The following is a 15293-nucleotide window of genomic DNA, read 5'->3' as shown; positions in this document are numbered from 1 at the left end:
CCGCCGGATCGCTCCGGCGGGGGTCTTCGTTACCGACCGCTGTGTCCGGCTATCAGGCCGGGACGGCGACCTTTTCCGCGACTTCCTGGAAAGCCGGGATCTGGTCGAAGTTCATGTAGCGGTAGACGTCGGCGGCGGCCTTGTTCACCACGCCGACCTGGGCCAGATACTCTTCGTTGGTCGGGATCTTGCCCAGCAGCGCCGCGACGGCAGCCAGTTCGGCCGACGACAGGTAGACGCGGGTGTCGATGCCCAGACGGTTCGGGAAGTTGCGGGTCGAGGTCGAGATGGCGGTCGAGCCCTTGCGGATCTGCGCCTGGTTGCCCATGCACAGCGAGCAGCCCGGCATCTCCATGCGCGCACCGGCCTTGCCGAGGGTGGCGTAATAGCCTTCCTCGGTCAGCATCATCGCGTCCATCTTCGTCGGCGGCGCGATCCACAGGCGGGTCGGGATGTCCGACTTGCCGTTCAGGATCTTACCGGCGGCGCGGAAGTGGCCGATGTTGGTCATGCAGGAGCCGATGAACACCTCGTCGATCTTGTCGCCGGCGACCTCGGACAGCGTCTTCACGTCGTCCGGATCGTTCGGGCAGGCCAGGATCGGCTCCTTGATGTCGGCCAGATCGATCTCGATCACGGCAGCATACTCGGCGTCGGCATCCGGCTTCAGCAGCTGCGGATCGGCGATCCACGCCTCCATCGCCTTGATGCGGCGCTCCAGGGTGCGCGCGTCGGCGTACCCGTTGGCGATCATCCACTTCATCAGCGTGATGTTGGAGGTCATGTACTCGATGATCGGCTCTTTGCTGAGCTGCACGGTGCAGCCAGCCGCCGACCGCTCGGCAGAGGCGTCGGACAGCTCGAACGCCTGCTCGACCTTCAGATCCGGCAGACCTTCGATCTCCAGCACGCGGCCGGAGAAGATGTTCTTCTTGCCCTTCTTCTCGACCGTCAGCAGGCCGGCCTTGATCGCGTAGAGCGGGATGGCGTTGACGAGGTCACGCAGGGTGACGCCCGGCTGCATCTCGCCCTTGAAGCGGACCAGCACCGATTCCGGCATGTCCAGCGGCATGACGCCGGTGGCGGCGGCGAAGGCGACCAGACCGGAACCGGCCGGGAAGCTGATGCCGATCGGGAAGCGGGTGTGGCTGTCGCCGCCGGTGCCGACGGTGTCCGGCAGCAGCAGGCGGTTCAGCCAGGAGTGGATGACGCCGTCGCCGGGACGCAGCGCGACGCCGCCGCGGGTGGAGATGAAGTCCGGCAGCTCGTGGTGCATCTTCACGTCCACCAGCTTCGGATAAGCGGCGGTGTGGCAGAAGGACTGCATCACGAGGTCGGCCGAGAAGCCCAGGCAGGCCAGGTCCTTCAGCTCGTCGCGGGTCATCGGGCCGGTGGTGTCCTGCGACCCGACCGTGGTCATCTTCGGCTCGCAATAGGTGCCGGGACGGACGCCCTTGCCTTCGGCCAAACCACAAGCGCGGCCGACCATCTTCTGGGCCAGCGTGAAGCCCTTGCCGGTGTCGGCCGGGGATGCCGACTGGCGGAACAGGGTCGACGGCGCGAGGCCCAGCGCCTCGCGGGCGCGGGCGGTCAGGCCGCGGCCGATGATCAGCGGGATGCGGCCGCCGGCACGCACCTCGTCGAAGATCACCTCGGACTTCACGGTGAACTCGGCGATGACCTCGCCGTTCTTCAGGGCCTTGCCCTCATAGGGGCGCAGCTCGATGACGTCGCCCATCTCCATCTTGTTGACGTCCAACTCGATGGGCAGGGCGCCGGCGTCTTCCATGGTGTTGTAGAAGATCGGGGCGATCTTGGTGCCGAGGCAGACGCCGCCGAAGCGCTTGTTCGGGACGAACGGAATGTCCTCGCCCGTGAACCACAGCACCGAGTTGGTGGCGGACTTGCGCGAGGAACCGGTGCCGACCACGTCGCCGACATAGGCGATCAGGTTGCCCTTCTTCTTCAGCTCTTCCAGCTGCTTGGTCGGTCCGCGCTGGCCCGGCTCGTCGGCCTCGATGCCCGGACGCGGATTCTTCAGCATGGCGAGCGCGTGCAGCGGGATGTCCGGGCGGCTCCAGGCGTCGGGGGCCGGCGACAGGTCGTCGGTGTTGGTCTCGCCCGACACCTTGAAGACCGTCAGCGTCATCGACGCCGGGACTTCCGGACGCGAGGTGAACCACTCCGCATCGGCCCAGGACTGCAGCACCGCCTTGGCGTTGGTGTTGCCCTTGTCGGCCAGTTCCTTGACGTCATGGAAGAAGTCGAAGACCAGCAGGGTCTTCTTCAGACCTTCCGCGGCGGCGGCGCCGCATTCGGCGTCCGACAGCAGGTCGATCAGCGGCTGCACGTTGAAGCCGCCGAGCATGGTGCCCAGCAGTTCGGTGGCCTTGACCTTCGAGACCAGCGGCGAGCTGTCGACGCCCTTGGCGACGGCGGCCAGGAAGCCGGCCTTGACGCGGGCGGCATCGTCGACGCCGGCCGGAACGCGATGGGTGATGAGGTCGAGGAGGAACGCCTCCTCGCCCGCCGGCGGGGCCTTCAGCAGGTCGATCAGCTCCGACGTCTGCTTCGCGGTGAGGGGCAGGGCCGGGATTCCGAGGGCGGCGCGTTCGGCCGCGTGCTGGCGGTAGGCTTCGAGCACGGCAGGGTTCCTCATAAATGAAAGGCCGGCCCTTGGATGGGAACCGTGAGACGGCCCGCTTGAACTCAGGTCGGGTTTATATGCCCGCTTAAGTGAAAGTGCAAGGGGGCGCCCCGCTTACGTGAAGCGGACAGGACGAAATGGCTTCTGCTTCTGCACTGGTATTACCGGTGCTTGGTATGACCACTTCTTTGCCCCGGCTTTATTTCAGCGCGGCTGCCTGCTCCGGCGTCAGGACGACGATGCCGTCCTCGTCGGCGAACAGGATGTCGCCCGGCTGGATGACCGCGCCCGGCAACTCCACCGCCACATCGACCAGCCCCTGGTCGCGCCGGGTCGAGGCGCGCGGAATCGACGCCAGCGCCTTGGTGCCGAGCGGCAGGGTCGCCAGTTCGGCCACGTCGCGGACGCAGCCCCAGATCACCACGCCGGCCCAGCCGTTCTTGACTGCGGAGGCAGCGATCATGTCGCCCATCAGGGCACAGCGCAGGCTGCCGGCGCCGTCCACCACCAGGATCCTGCCGGCACCGGGGGTCGCCAGCAGTTCCTTGACGCGGGAATTGTCCTCCAGGCACTTGACGGTGACGACCTCGCCGCTGAAGCGCGTGACGGCGCCGAAGTCGCGGAAGCCCGGCAGGACATAACGGGCGGCGTCCTTGAAGCGGTCGAACAGGTCGCAGGTGGGGACGAAAGTCTGGCCGGTGGACATGGCTTGCGGCTCCGCAGCGTCGACGTTGCAGGGATTTCTCGCCCACCTCTTGCGCCAAAGGCGAGCGGGAGGCAAGGCCCGCAATCGGCCGCTGCCGATGGTCGGCGATCATGCCGCAGGAGGCTTGCCGAACGTGCAGTCGCCGGGCCCAGGATGCGAACCCATATTCGAGCAGGTGCCCCCATTTTCCTGCAAGCACAAAGAGAAAGAACGGTGCCACCTCATGAAATCGCCGAAGATTCCTGCCGCCGCGGCGGCCGGCGCGCTGACCCTTCTGCTCGCCGCCTGCGGGTCCATCGCTCCGCCGCCGGTCGCCACCCCCGACCCCGCCGTGCTGGCCGCACTGGAGCGCAACGCGGCCAACAGCTGCAACCCGTCGGTGGCATCCGTCCTGACCGGAGCCCGCATCCCGGCCTCGGACATCCGCGGCCTCAGCTACGGCATCTACCGCGACGAGTTTCGCGACATCATCGTCCGCTGGGATGCCTGGGTGTACCTGAACAGCCAGCCGGGCGCGGTGGTGGTTACGGTCGACGAGGACTGCCGGCCGATCCAGATCTATGCCCGTGAGGGGGCGAAGCTGCCGGGAGGGCGCTGAATTCCCGTCCAATGGCCCCGTTGCGTTGCCGCCCCGCCCAGCGGCAGGCGGCTCCACGGGAATGCCTTCGGCCTGCATATCATCGCCGGCGAATCTCTGACCTGTCTTAACTTTGGCACCCCGAGAATCTGCGGCTCTGGATTTCACAAGTCCTTCCACATCGCTTCGATGTCTAAGTTTTAACTGAGGCAGTTCTTCATACAATCATATGTTTTACTTCAGATGTTCATATTTTACCTTGACGCATGGATTCAATGTGAGCTAATCACAATCCCATGATCTGTTTGTGGTCATGCTGACCACCTCCGCCAGCGCTCCGCATCGCCTCGATCCGTTCGTCAGTCGATCTTCGTGGATGGCCACCGGCCTTCCGCGATGACGGCTCGCGCCCCGGTGCCGCGATGCGGACGGGGCAGGCGGCGGAACGGGAACGGCCACTCGGAAGATCGAGCCACGTCAGGGGGAAACATGACGGAGCAGGGGTCCATGCGCGCGGTCGGCATGGCCGCGATCTTCGTGGCTGCCATCCTGTTCGGTGCCGCAGGCGCGGCAGCGAAGGTGCTGTTCGTCTCCGACATGTCGCCGCTGGACCTGACGGCAATCCGCAGCTTCGTGGCCTGCTCCGTCCTGGGGCCTATCATGGTCCTCCTGCCGGGCCGGCCGTTTCATGTCCCGCCTGCCGCCCGGCCGATGACGGTGGCGGCGGGCGTCATGTTCGTCGTCGTGAACGCCACCTTCTATCTGGCGATCGACATGATGAACGTCGCGGCGGCCATCACGCTGGAATACACATCGCCCTTCTTCGTGCTGGTGCTCGGCGCGCTCTTCGGCACCCGGCGCATCGGCCTGCGCGACTGCGCGATCGTCACGCTCAGCCTTGTCGGCTGCTTCCTCCTGACGGGGGGCGGCGGCGAATGGGTCAGGCTTTCCGCCGGTCTGGCCGTCGGGCTCGCCTGCGGGTTCGCCTTCGCCGTCTTCAACATGATCGGCAACGCCTGCAAATCGCGGGGCATCGGCGCCACGGCGCTGACCTTCTGGAATTTCGCCATTTCTTCGCTGATCTGGGCCGCCGCCCTGCCCTTCCTCGGGGTGCACAGGCTGGAACCGACGGCAGAGATGGTGGCCTATATCGGGTTCATCGCGGTGGTCGCCACCATTCTTCCCTATTGGCTGCTTCTGTTCGGCCTGCGCCATGTCGATGCGCTGCCGGCGACGGTGATCGGGCTGCTCGACCCGCTGGCAGCCGGTCTCATGGCTTATGTCCTGCTGGGAGAAACGCTGACCCCCGCCAACATGGTGGGCATCGCGCTCGTCTCCCTTTCCGTCATCCTCGTGACGCTTTCGGAACGGCAGACGAGCTGCGCGCCGGCCAAGCCGCCCCGCAGTCCCGCCGAAGGCGTCCCTCAGCTGGAGGCAAACAATGGTTGATACCCCGGCGCCCGCGGCCTCGCCGCTCGATCATCTCCGCATCGAACCGGATCTTGATCGGCGCTCCCTCCCCCATATCCGGGCGGCGGGAAAGCGGCTGGAGGATTTGTGGGCGAAAGGAACCGATCACTGCCCCAGCCTGATCGGCGCCGCGGCGGCAAGGTTGGCCAGGACCGTCGATGAGGCGATCCGGCATGCGGTGGAACCGACCGGCGCGGTCCATATCTCCATCGACATCGACTGCCTGTCGGCGGGCTTCGCACCGGGAACCAGCGTTCCGAACGCTGCCGGGTTGATGCTGTGGGACGTCGCAGATGCGGTGTTCGAGATTGCGCGCAGCGCCGACCATGCCAGCCTGGACATCGTCGAGGTCAGCCCTCCGCTGGACGCCGGCGGGATCACCGCCCAATCCGCGGCCCATCTTGTGATGAATTTCCTGGCCGGAAGGGCGGCCCGCCTCCGGCAAGGCTGATCCGGCCGTTTATCGCTCCGCCACCTTTTCCGACACATGGGCATCCACGGCGCGGTCATGGCGCTTCAGGCGCTCCTGCAGGGTGTCGCCCATGCGCAGGGCCACGGCGATGGACAGGATGTCGCCCAGCACTAGATGCGCGATGCGGACGGTCATGGGAGAGTGGATGTCGAAATCGTCGGCGATGTCGGCCACGAGGCTGACCGTCGCCATCTCCGCCAGCGGCGTGCCGGAGCGGGTCAGGGCGATCACGTCGGCGCCGGCCTTGCGGGCGTTCTGGACGGCGTCCAGGATGTCGCGGGTCCTGCCGGTGCTGGACACAGCCACCACCGCATCGCCCTTCGTCAGTGTGAGCGCGGACGCGAAATAGATGTGGGAATCGGTGTAGGCGACGGTGGGAATGCCCAGCCGGAAGAACTTGCGCTGAATGTCCTCCGCCACCGTGCCGGAATTGCCGGAACCGTAGAACTCGATCCGGCGCGAGGCCGCCAGCACGTCGGCGGCGCGGTCCACCGCATCGGCCGGCAGGTTGTTGCGCACCTGCATCAGCGTGGCGATGGTGCGGTCGAACAGCTTGCCGGCCAGCACCGCCCCCGGCACTCCGCCATCCGCATTCAGTTCCCCGTCCACCGACAGGTCCTGATGCAGGAAGGGCATGCCTCCGGCGATGTCCTGCGCCAGCTTGATCTTGAATTCACGGAAGCCTCGGCATCCCAGCGCCGAGCAGAAGCGCGCCACCGTCGGTTCGCTGACCCCGACGCGGTCGGCGAGTTCGGCCATGGACAGGTTGATCACGTCGCCCGGATGGGCCATCGCATAGTCGGCCAGCTTGCGTTCGGAGGGGCGGATCTGGTCGCGGACCGCCGCGATTCTCGCCAGCATCTGGGGTGTCTCCCTTCTGATTGTGCGCCAGCCTAGCACATGTAGCAAAGCTACATATACAGCGCTGCGAACGACCGATTCCATCGCACGGCAGGCAGGCGGTTTCCAAGGATTTCCAACCTGCTGAGCCCTGCCCTGCGACAAAATGTCGAGCCTGCGCGCCTTGTTCTGAAGCCCGCCAGGGAGTATGTAGTAAAACTACAGGGCGGGACACAACGGTGTCGGTATCCGGGTATGAAGGCCGGATCGGCGCGATGGCCCCCCGCCCCGAAAATATGACGTGTATCAACGATTCCGGCGCCCGATGCGCCTATGGTTTCAATCGCTCCGCTTGCTCGCGGGCCCCACACGACCGCCGACACGGCCCCTGACCGCGCCGACGTCTATAGCTCTAAGGAGACATCATGGACACCCTGCTGATGGACGGACTTGCCCAGGCCTCGGAGCAGCAGTCCGCCGCCGACCCCTGGCGCGGTTTCGCCCCGGGCGTCTGGCGCCGATCGGTCGACGTCCGCGATTTCATCCAGCGCAACCTGCAGCCCTATGAAGGGGACGCGGGCTTCGTCGCCGGTCCCACCGCCCGCACCACCGCGCTGTTCGCCAAAGTCACCGACCTGCTGAAGCAGGAACGCGCCGCCAAGGGCGGCGTGCTGGATGCCGACACGGAAGTCTTCGCCTCGATCACCTCGCACGCGGCCGGCTATATCGACCGCGAGCTGGAAGTGATCGTCGGCCTGCAGACCGACAAGCCGCTGAAGCGCGCGATCATGCCGTTCGGCGGCTGGCGCATGGTCAAGACCGGGCTGGAAGCCTATGGCTACACCCCGTCGCCGAAGCTGGAGGAGGTGTTCCCGGTCCTGCGCAAGACGCACAATGACGGCGTGTTCGACGTGTACACGCCCGAGATGCTGCGCTGCCGCAAGTCCGGCGTCATCACCGGCCTGCCCGATGCCTACGGCCGCGGCCGCATCATCGGCGACTATCGCCGGCTGGCGCTGTACGGCGCCGATTTCCTGATCAAGGACAAGAAGTCCCAGCTGGCCTCGCTGGAAGTCAGCCGCATCGATGAGGACGTGCTGCGCCTGCGCGAGGAGATCTCCGAGCAGATCCGCGCGCTGAAGGAGCTGGTCCAGATGGCCGCCTCCTACGGCTTCGACGTCAAGCGCCCGGCCGCGACGGCGCGCGAGGCGGTGCAGTGGACCTATCTGGCCTATCTGGCGGCGGTCAAGGAAGCCAATGGCGCGGCCATGTCGCTGGGCCGCGTGTCCAGCTTCCTGGACATCTATATCGACCGCGACCTGCGCGACGGCGTCATCACCGAGGCCGAGGCCCAGGAGATGATCGACCATTTCGTCATGAAGCTGCGTCTGGTCCGCTTCCTGCGCACGCCGGAATATGACCAGCTGTTCTCGGGCGACCCGACCTGGGTCACGGAATGCCTGGGCGGCATGGGGCTGGACGGCCGGACGCTGGTCACCAAGACCAACTTCCGCATGCTGCAGACCCTGCACAACCTGGGCCCGGCGCCGGAGCCGAACCTGACGGTCCTGTGGTCGGAGAAGCTGCCGGAAGGCTTCAAGCGCTTCTGCGCCGACACCTCGATCAAGACCTGCTCGGTCCAGTACGAGAACGACGACCTGATGCGCGGCTATTGGGGCGACGACTACGGCATCGCCTGCTGCGTGTCCGCCATGCGCATCGGCAAGCAGATGCAGTTCTTCGGCGCCCGTGCCAACCTGGCCAAGACGCTGATGTACGCCATCAACGGCGGCAAGGACGAGGTTTCGGGCGAGCAGATCGGCCCGGCCTTCGCCCCGATCACCGGCGACGTGCTGGACTATGACGAGGTCATGGCCCGCTTCGAGCCGATGATGGAGTGGCTGGCCAAGGTCTACATGAACGCGCTGAACGCCATCCACTACATGCACGACAAGTACATGTACGAGCGGATGGAGATGGCCCTGCACGACCGCGACATCCTGCGCACGATGGCCTGCGGCATCGCCGGCCTCAGCGTGGTGGCGGACAGCCTGTCGGCGATCAAGCATGCCAAGGTGAAGGTCATCCGCGACGAGAACGGTCTCGCCACCGATTTCGAGATCGAGGGCGACTATCCGGCCTTCGGCAACAACGACGCCCGCGTCGACGACATCGCGATCTGGGCGGTCGAGCGCTTCATGACGGCCCTGCGCAAGCAGAAGCCCTACCGGAACGCGTTGCCGACCCAGTCGGTGCTGACGATCACCTCCAACGTGGTCTACGGCAAGAAGACCGGCAACACGCCGGACGGCCGCAAGGCCGGCCAGCCCTTCGCGCCGGGTGCCAACCCGATGCACGGGCGGGACAAGAAGGGTGCGGTCGCGTCGATGGCCAGTGTCGCCAAGCTGCCCTACGCCCATGCGCAGGACGGCATCAGCTACACCTTCACCATCGTCCCCGGCGCGCTCGGCCGGACCGAAGACGAACGGGTGAGCAATCTGGTCGGCATGCTGGACGGCTATGCTGCCCAGGGCGGCCATCACATCAACGTCAACGTCTTCGACCGCGAGACGCTGCTGCACGCCATGGACCATCCGGAGCTGTATCCGCAGCTGACCATCCGGGTGTCCGGCTACGCGGTGAACTTCATCAAGCTGACGCGCGAGCAGCAACTCGACGTCATCAGCCGCACGTTCCACGACAAGCACTGAGGGACGTGGACGGCCTCCCCCGCCGAGAAGCGGAAGCCCCTCTCCCCTTGCGGGAGAGGGGTTGGGGTGAGGGGTGCTGTCGGACTTGAAGGAGCGAGGGCGGACATTCCGGCCAACCATTGCCGGCACCACCCTCACCCCAACCCCTCTCCCATCGAGGGAGAGGGGCTTTATCCGCGTGTGGCGTGACTTACATGCGTGGAGACGCACCCGGCCAAAGGCGGCGGGGGCGCAGAGTTTTGAAATCGGATCCCTGAAGCGATGACACAGCCACACCCCCAAGCCCGCTCCGGCTCCGTCTCCGGATGGATCCATTCGGTCGAAACCGGCGGCACAGTGGACGGGCCGGGGATCCGCTATGTCCTGTTCATGTCGGGCTGCCCGCTGCGCTGCCTCTATTGCCACAATCCCGACACCCAGCACATGCATGACGGGACGCGAACGACCTCCGCCGAGGTGCTGGACGACATCAAGCTCTATGCCGAATTCCTGAAGCGGGCCCATGGCGGCCTGACCCTGAGCGGCGGCGAGCCGCTGGTCCAGCCGGAATTCACCGCCGCCATCCTGCGCGGGGCGAAGGCGTTGGGCATGCACACCGCGCTCGACACCTCCGGCTTCCTCGGCAACCATGCCGACGACCATCTGTTGGAGGACGTCGACCTCGTCCTTCTCGACATCAAGGCCTATTCGGAAAAGACCTACCGCCATCTGACCGGCGTTCCGCTGCGCCCGACGCTGGAATTCGCCGAACGGCTGGCCGGACTGAACAAGCGGATCTGGCTGCGCTATGTGCTGGTCCCGAACCTGACCGACGACGCGGCCGAGATCGACGGTCTGGCCGATTTCGTGGCCGGGCTCGGCGTCGTCGACAGGGTCGACGTGCTGCCCTTCCACAAAATGGGCGAACACAAGTGGAAGGCGCTGGGCCGCAAATACATGCTGGGCGATACCGAGCCGCCCTCGCGCGAGCTGGTGGAGCGGGTGCGCGGGCAGTTTCAGGCGCGGGGGCTGCGGGCCGACTGATCCCGCAGCCCGGCCCCAGAGTTACGCCGGGCGGATCGCCTGCGCAAAGGTGAAGAGCATGGTCGGGTCGACCGCCTTCTTCACCTCCGCCAGCTTGGCAAGGTTTTCGCCGTAATAGGCACGCTGCCAATCGGCCAGCGACGGGTCGGGGAAGTTCTGGAAAGCCCCCTGCGCCCTGGTCCGACGGTTGACGTCGTCGTAGAAGCGCTGCTGCCATTCCAGCGCCTGCTCGATCAGCAGGGCGGAATCCGTCGGCCGCCACCAGTTGGCCTCGATCGAGAACAGCCAGTCATAGCCGCGGTGGACATAGGCGGTCTCGGTCGGCCCGACCCGGTTGATGGCGCCGCCGACCTGGAAGAACTTGAAGGCCACCGGCATCGAAGTGGCGGGCATCTTTGCCGCCCAGTCGAACATTGCGGCGATGGCCTCATCGCCGATGTCCGCCGCCTTCATGTAGCTGGACTTTTCCTGGTAGTAATAGGGGAAGGTCGTTTCGACAAGGAAGTCCTGCGCCGCCCAATAGGGCACCTCCTCCATCACCTTCGACTTGGACCAATCGATCCACTCCCAAGTGGATTTGAAGATTTCCTTCAGCGTCACCTTCGACTTGTGAAGCTGGCCGAGGACGGAGATGCTGACCGGCACCTTGTCGCACTGCTCCTGCCGGCTGGGGATGGTGACGTTGATCTTGCTGCCGAAATCGTCGGGCGCGGTCGCCAGTTCGGTCAGCAGAAGCTTCAGGACCTTCGGCAGATCCTTGGTCCAGGTCAGGTTGAAGACCGTCACCGCCTCCGCTGGGCGGGTTTCCAGGGTGAAGGAGGTGTTGATGCCGAAATTGCCGCCGCCGCCGCCGCGGCAGGCCCAATAAACGGCGGAGTCGGTGCCGGCATCGGCCTTGACGTGGTTGCCGTCGGCGGTCACCAGTTCGGTCGCGCGCAGCAGGTCGGAGGCCATGCCGTACTTGCGCATGTTGAAGCCGATGCCGCCACCCAGCAGGAAACCGGCGGCGCCGACGGAATCGCAGCGCCCATGGGTGATGGTGCGGCCCAGCCGTTCCATCTGCTTGTAGACGGCGGAGTTGAGCGTGCCGCCCAGGACCTTGACCAGCCCGTCCTTGCCCGGCAGCAGTTCCGCCCCTGCCAGCTTGGTCATGTCGATCAGCAGGCCGGGCGTGGTGGAGAAGCCGGCGTAGCTGTGGCCGCCGGAGCGCACGGCGAAGGGCATGGCCTGCTGCTTCACCCACTGGATGCAGGCCTGGACATCCGCGGCGCTTGCGCAACGGGCAATGCCGGCCGGCAATGTGGCGCCATAGCGCAGGTTGTTGGGGCGGCAGACATCGGCGAAGAACGGATCCTCCGGCCGCAGCACCCCGCCCTTCACCGCCTTCGCCAGATCGGACCAGGCCGAGGACGGCGGGCAGTACGCCCCACCCGCCTCCGCCGCGAAGGCGGAGCCCGGTATCAGCCGAACCGCGGCGGCGGCGCCGGCGAAACGACCGGCCCCGACAAGGAAGTTGCGGCGGGATGAGTGAAGTCCGAGCGCCATGAGCCAATCCACCCTGTTTTACCGGTTGTGTTTGATGTTGCTTATTATCCTAATGATAACAAACAGCGTCAACTACGCCCGTAAACAGGCATGAAATAGACCATGTCATCCCTTGGAGTATGGGGTGTTCCCCGGCCTCCTACCCCTTTCCCACCGGCCGGGTGCTGCCGCGGATCACCAGTTCGCATTCGAGGTTGTGGTGCTGCGGCGTGGTGCGGCCTCCATCCAGTGCCGCGAGAATCTGCGTCGCGCTGAGGCGGCCGATCTCGCGTTGGGGCGGGCGGACGGTCGTCAGCGGCGGCGGGCAGGAGTTGCTGAAGGGAAGATCGCCGAAGCCGACCACGGCCAGATCGTCAGGCACCCGCAGGTCGCGGCGGGTCACCTCGAACAGAACGCCCAGCGCCAGTGCGTCGTTTGAGCAGACCACGCCGTCGATGTCGGGGTGGCGCGTCAGGATCTCGTCGATCAGCCAGCGGCCGACCTCCGTCGTGGCGGCATCGGGCACGGTGAAGTCGATGGGCTCATGCAGGCCGCGCCGCAGAACCTCCGCCTCATAGCCGTCGGTGCGGCTGCGCACGCGCAGGTCCTGATGGGCGGCGGCGCCGATATAGGCGACCTTGCGGCTGCCCTGGTCGTAGAGGTGGCTGGTCTGCATGCGGCCGACCTCGAAATGCGAGAAGCCGACGCTGATGCCGATGGCCTCGCCGGGATGGCTGGGCATGTCCCACATCTCCACCACCGGCACCCCGCAGGACGCCAGCATGGCGCGGGTCCGCTCGGTGTGGTGGAAGCCGGTCACCACCATCGCGGCCGGCGACCAGGCGAGGAAGGCACGGATCAGGCTTTCCTCCTCCTCCGGGCTGAATTCGCTGACGCCCAGCAGGGTCTGGTAATGCGCCGCCTGGAACATGCCCTGCAGCGTGTTGTAGGTCTCGGCGAAGAAGGAGTTCAGGATGGAGGGCAGGATGACGCCGACGGTGCGGCTGCGCGCCGCGGCGAGGCTGCCGGCCACAAGGTTGGGCACATAGCCCATCTCGTCGATGACGCGGGCGATCCGCTCGGCGAGATGGCGGGACACCGCCCCTGGGCGGCGGAGATAGAGCGACACGGTGCTGGGCGACACGTCGGCGGCGTTCGCCACGTCGGTCATGGTCACCCGTTGGGTGCCGCGGCGTGTCCGCTTCCTCGATTCGGTCGTCTGCATCGTCGGTCTTCCTCACGCATCGTAAATCGCTGCCCGTCAGTGGCGGGTCGGCAGGTCTGCGAGAGCCAGCACGGACAGGGATTGGATCGCGTCATGGACGAGCTGATAGGCCGCTTCGATCCGGCTGAGCGCCTGATCGCATTCGTCCTCGTCGCCGCTGTCGCGGGTCTCCTGCCGGACGGCACGGAACAGGGTCAGCGCCTGCCGTCCGATCGTCCTGTGGCTCGCCCACAGGCCGCAATCTTCCTGCAGAGCCAGGGGGATATGCAACAGGCGATGGCGAAGCACCGCCGCGTCGAGCTCCAACTCGGCAATGCGAAGGGTCAAGGTCGGTGTCATCGAAGCCGTGCCTTGCGGGGCGCAACCAAATGGACACGCCCCGCTCTGCAGTCACGCAAGCCGGATCAGCCGGCAACCAGTTCCGCGCCAACCAGATCGGCCATGGCGGCCTTCATGCCCTTCGCCTCGATGGCGGCGAGGCTGTCGGCAACGCGGGCGGTCAGGCCGGGGATGGCGGTCAGGTCTTCCTTCCACAGCCGGACGTCCGACAGGATCGCGACCACCAGCGCCCGCAGGTCGCCGGCATTGGCCGACCAGGCGGCGCTCATGGCGGCGATCACCTCGGCATTGTCGCTGATCGGGTAGGATCCCGCCTCGCGCTCCCCGGTGTAGGCGCCGTTGATGATGAAGCCGCGGTAGAAGCGCAGCAGCGCCGCCAGCGAGAAGGACAGGCCGGCCGGTGCCTGCCCGTTGCGGGCCACGGCATCCTTCAGGCTGGGCAGCACGCGCACCTGCCATTTCGACACCGAATTGAGCGTGATGGAGATCAGTTCGTGCCGGATATAGGGGTTGCCGAACCGCTCCATGATGGTGCGGGCATAGTCCTGCCGCTCCGCCTCGGGCAGCGGCACATAGGGAACGATCTCCTCGAACATCACCTTGTTCAGGTAGGCCGACACGGTGGGGTCGTCCATCATCGACTTGACGGTGTCGAGCCCGGCGCAATAGGCGGCCAGTGCGCTGGCGGTGTGGGCGCCGTTGAGGATGCGGACCTTGCGGGTGCGGTAGGGCTGCAGGTCGTCGGTCCAGACCACGTTCAGGCCGGCCTTGTGCAGCGGCAGTTCCTCGGCCAGATGGGCCGGCCCCTCGATCACCCAGACATGGAAGGGCTCGGCGGCGACGGCCAGCCGGTCCTCGTAGCTCCATTTGGCGGACAGCGCCACAGCCTCGTCCTTCGGATAGCCGGGGACGATGCGGTCGACCAAGGTATTCAGGAAATGGTTGTGCGTCTCGACCCAGTCGGCGAAGCCGGCCTCCAGACCCCAGCGCTTGGCATGGGCCAGCACGATGCGCTTCAGGTTGGCGCCGTTGGCCTCGATCAGCTCGCAGGGCAGGAAGACGAGACCGCTGTCGGCGCTGCCGCCCAGCGCCGTGTAGCGGGTATGCAGCAGGGCCGCGACCTTGGCCGGGAAACTGTCCTGGCAGGTGCCGGGGGTGTAGAGCTCCTCGCGATCGGCGATGCCGGCCTCGGTCGTGTTGGAGACGAAGAAGCGCAGAGCCGGCGAGCAGGCCAGTTCCACCATCCGCGCCCAGTCGGCATAGGGGTTCAGCGCTTCCGACACGCAGGAGACGACGCGGCGGGATTCGACCTCGCGCCCTCCTTCGATGCCGCGCAGCAGCACCGTGTAGAGGTTGTCCTGCGCCTTCAGCAGATTGGCGATGCCCTGGTCCAGCGGCTGGGCGATGGCGACACCGGCTTTGGTCAGTTCCTGGCCGTTGGCGACATCGACCATCCAATCGACGAAACCGCGCAGGAAATTGCCGTCGCCCACCTGGAGGATGGTCACGGGCAGGGTCGGCGCACCGGCGGTATGGGCAACGTCGAACGCGCCACCGGCAAGCTGGTCACGGGTCAGGGAACGCATGACTGGGCATCCTTACAGGAGCAGAAAGGCTGGGCCGGCGCCATTGGGACAGGCACGGGCGATGGGTTAAATATACTAATATATTAATCTTGGGCGCAAGGGGAAAAGGGTGCGGCAATTGCGGTTGGGGGGCGCTACGGGACTGCCCCCTCCCCATCCCTCCCCCGCGTTCC

General features: G+C 66.1%; 12 protein-coding genes. 5 read left to right on the top strand and 7 right to left on the bottom strand.

Annotated features, from left to right (window positions below; genetic code table 11):
- Nucleotides 1-52 precede the first annotated feature (52 nt).
- A complete protein-coding gene (gene acnB / locus J2Y49_RS22790; RefSeq protein WP_310117272.1) occupies nt 53-2644 on the bottom strand; it encodes a bifunctional aconitate hydratase 2/2-methylisocitrate dehydratase in 2592 nt (863 codons plus the stop codon).
- A 202-nt stretch (nt 2645-2846) separates the two neighbouring features.
- Complete coding sequence (gene rraA, locus J2Y49_RS22785) at nt 2847-3353, bottom strand: ribonuclease E activity regulator RraA (RefSeq protein WP_310117271.1); 507 nt, start codon at nt 3351-3353, stop codon at nt 2847-2849.
- Nucleotides 3354-3576: 223 nt separating this feature from the next.
- Between rraA and J2Y49_RS22780 the strand changes: the two genes are divergently transcribed.
- The 3 genes from J2Y49_RS22780 to J2Y49_RS22770 all read left to right on the top strand — a co-directional run bounded on the left by J2Y49_RS22780 (nt 3577) and on the right by J2Y49_RS22770 (nt 5851).
- Nucleotides 3577-3951 carry a hypothetical protein gene (locus J2Y49_RS22780; protein ID WP_310117270.1) on the top strand — a complete coding sequence of 125 codons (375 nt, stop codon included), beginning with the start codon at nt 3577-3579 and terminating at the stop codon, nt 3949-3951.
- Between the two features lie 486 nt (nt 3952-4437).
- Nucleotides 4438-5379 (top strand): DMT family transporter, encoded by a 942-nt coding sequence (locus J2Y49_RS22775; RefSeq protein ID WP_310117269.1) that lies wholly within the window; start codon nt 4438-4440, stop codon nt 5377-5379.
- Nucleotides 5372-5851 (top strand): arginase family protein, encoded by a 480-nt coding sequence (locus J2Y49_RS22770; RefSeq protein ID WP_310117267.1) that lies wholly within the window; start codon nt 5372-5374, stop codon nt 5849-5851. The genes J2Y49_RS22775 and J2Y49_RS22770 overlap by 8 nt, the downstream gene beginning before the upstream one ends.
- Before the next feature lie 9 nt (nt 5852-5860).
- Here J2Y49_RS22770 and J2Y49_RS22765 read toward each other — a convergent pair whose 3' ends face one another.
- Nucleotides 5861-6733 carry a MurR/RpiR family transcriptional regulator gene (locus J2Y49_RS22765; protein WP_310117266.1) on the bottom strand — a complete coding sequence of 291 codons (873 nt, stop codon included), beginning with the start codon at nt 6731-6733 and terminating at the stop codon, nt 5861-5863.
- Between the two features lie 419 nt (nt 6734-7152).
- Between J2Y49_RS22765 and pflB the strand changes: the two genes are divergently transcribed.
- Together pflB and pflA are read left to right on the top strand one after the other, a co-directional pair.
- Nucleotides 7153-9423: a formate C-acetyltransferase gene (gene pflB / locus J2Y49_RS22760; RefSeq protein WP_409017893.1), complete on the top strand. Its 2271-nt coding sequence runs from the start codon at nt 7153-7155 to the stop codon at nt 9421-9423.
- Nucleotides 9424-9684: 261 nt separating this feature from the next.
- The gene (pflA, locus tag J2Y49_RS22755; protein ID WP_310117262.1) at nt 9685-10446 is read left to right on the top strand and encodes a pyruvate formate-lyase-activating protein; all 762 of its coding nucleotides are present in this window, start codon (nt 9685-9687) and stop codon (nt 10444-10446) included.
- 21 nt (nt 10447-10467) lie between these two features.
- Here pflA and J2Y49_RS22750 read toward each other — a convergent pair whose 3' ends face one another.
- The 4 genes from J2Y49_RS22750 to J2Y49_RS22735 all read right to left on the bottom strand — a co-directional run bounded on the left by J2Y49_RS22750 (nt 10468) and on the right by J2Y49_RS22735 (nt 15120).
- A complete protein-coding gene (locus J2Y49_RS22750; protein ID WP_310117261.1) occupies nt 10468-11991 on the bottom strand; it encodes an FAD-binding oxidoreductase in 1524 nt (507 codons plus the stop codon).
- A gap of 139 nt (nt 11992-12130) precedes the next feature.
- Nucleotides 12131-13195, bottom strand: a complete 1065-nt coding sequence (locus J2Y49_RS22745; protein WP_310117259.1) for a LacI family DNA-binding transcriptional regulator — start codon at nt 13193-13195, stop codon at nt 12131-12133.
- Between the two features lie 36 nt (nt 13196-13231).
- Complete coding sequence (locus J2Y49_RS22740; RefSeq protein ID WP_310117257.1) at nt 13232-13522, bottom strand: hypothetical protein; 291 nt, start codon at nt 13520-13522, stop codon at nt 13232-13234.
- Nucleotides 13523-13599: 77 nt separating this feature from the next.
- On the bottom strand, nt 13600-15120 hold the full coding sequence (locus tag J2Y49_RS22735) for a tagaturonate reductase (protein ID WP_310117255.1): 1521 nt from the start codon (nt 15118-15120) through the stop codon (nt 13600-13602).
- Between the last annotated feature and the right edge of the window lie 173 nt (nt 15121-15293).

Source organism: Azospirillum sp. BE72 (assembly GCF_031455875.1).
Classification (GTDB): Bacteria; Pseudomonadota; Alphaproteobacteria; order Azospirillales; family Azospirillaceae; genus Azospirillum.
The sequence above is the reverse complement of the archived record's forward strand: the minus strand, read 5'-3'. Positions and strand labels throughout refer to the sequence as shown.

Coding starts and splice junctions, on each gene's coding strand:
- J2Y49_RS22735 (WP_310117255.1), bottom strand. CDS start 15,120: ATGCGTTCCCTGACCCGTGACCAGCTTGCCGGTGGCGCGTTCGACGTT.
- pflA (WP_310117262.1), top strand. CDS start 9,685: ATGACACAGCCACACCCCCAAGCCCGCTCCGGCTCCGTCTCCGGATGG.
- J2Y49_RS22780 (WP_310117270.1), top strand. CDS start 3,577: ATGAAATCGCCGAAGATTCCTGCCGCCGCGGCGGCCGGCGCGCTGACC.
- J2Y49_RS22770 (WP_310117267.1), top strand. CDS start 5,372: ATGGTTGATACCCCGGCGCCCGCGGCCTCGCCGCTCGATCATCTCCGC.
- pflB (WP_409017893.1), top strand. CDS start 7,153: ATGGACGGACTTGCCCAGGCCTCGGAGCAGCAGTCCGCCGCCGACCCC.
- J2Y49_RS22775 (WP_310117269.1), top strand. CDS start 4,438: ATGCGCGCGGTCGGCATGGCCGCGATCTTCGTGGCTGCCATCCTGTTC.
- J2Y49_RS22745 (WP_310117259.1), bottom strand. CDS start 13,195: ATGCAGACGACCGAATCGAGGAAGCGGACACGCCGCGGCACCCAACGG.
- J2Y49_RS22765 (WP_310117266.1), bottom strand. CDS start 6,733: ATGCTGGCGAGAATCGCGGCGGTCCGCGACCAGATCCGCCCCTCCGAA.
- J2Y49_RS22750 (WP_310117261.1), bottom strand. CDS start 11,991: ATGGCGCTCGGACTTCACTCATCCCGCCGCAACTTCCTTGTCGGGGCC.
- rraA (WP_310117271.1), bottom strand. CDS start 3,353: ATGTCCACCGGCCAGACTTTCGTCCCCACCTGCGACCTGTTCGACCGC.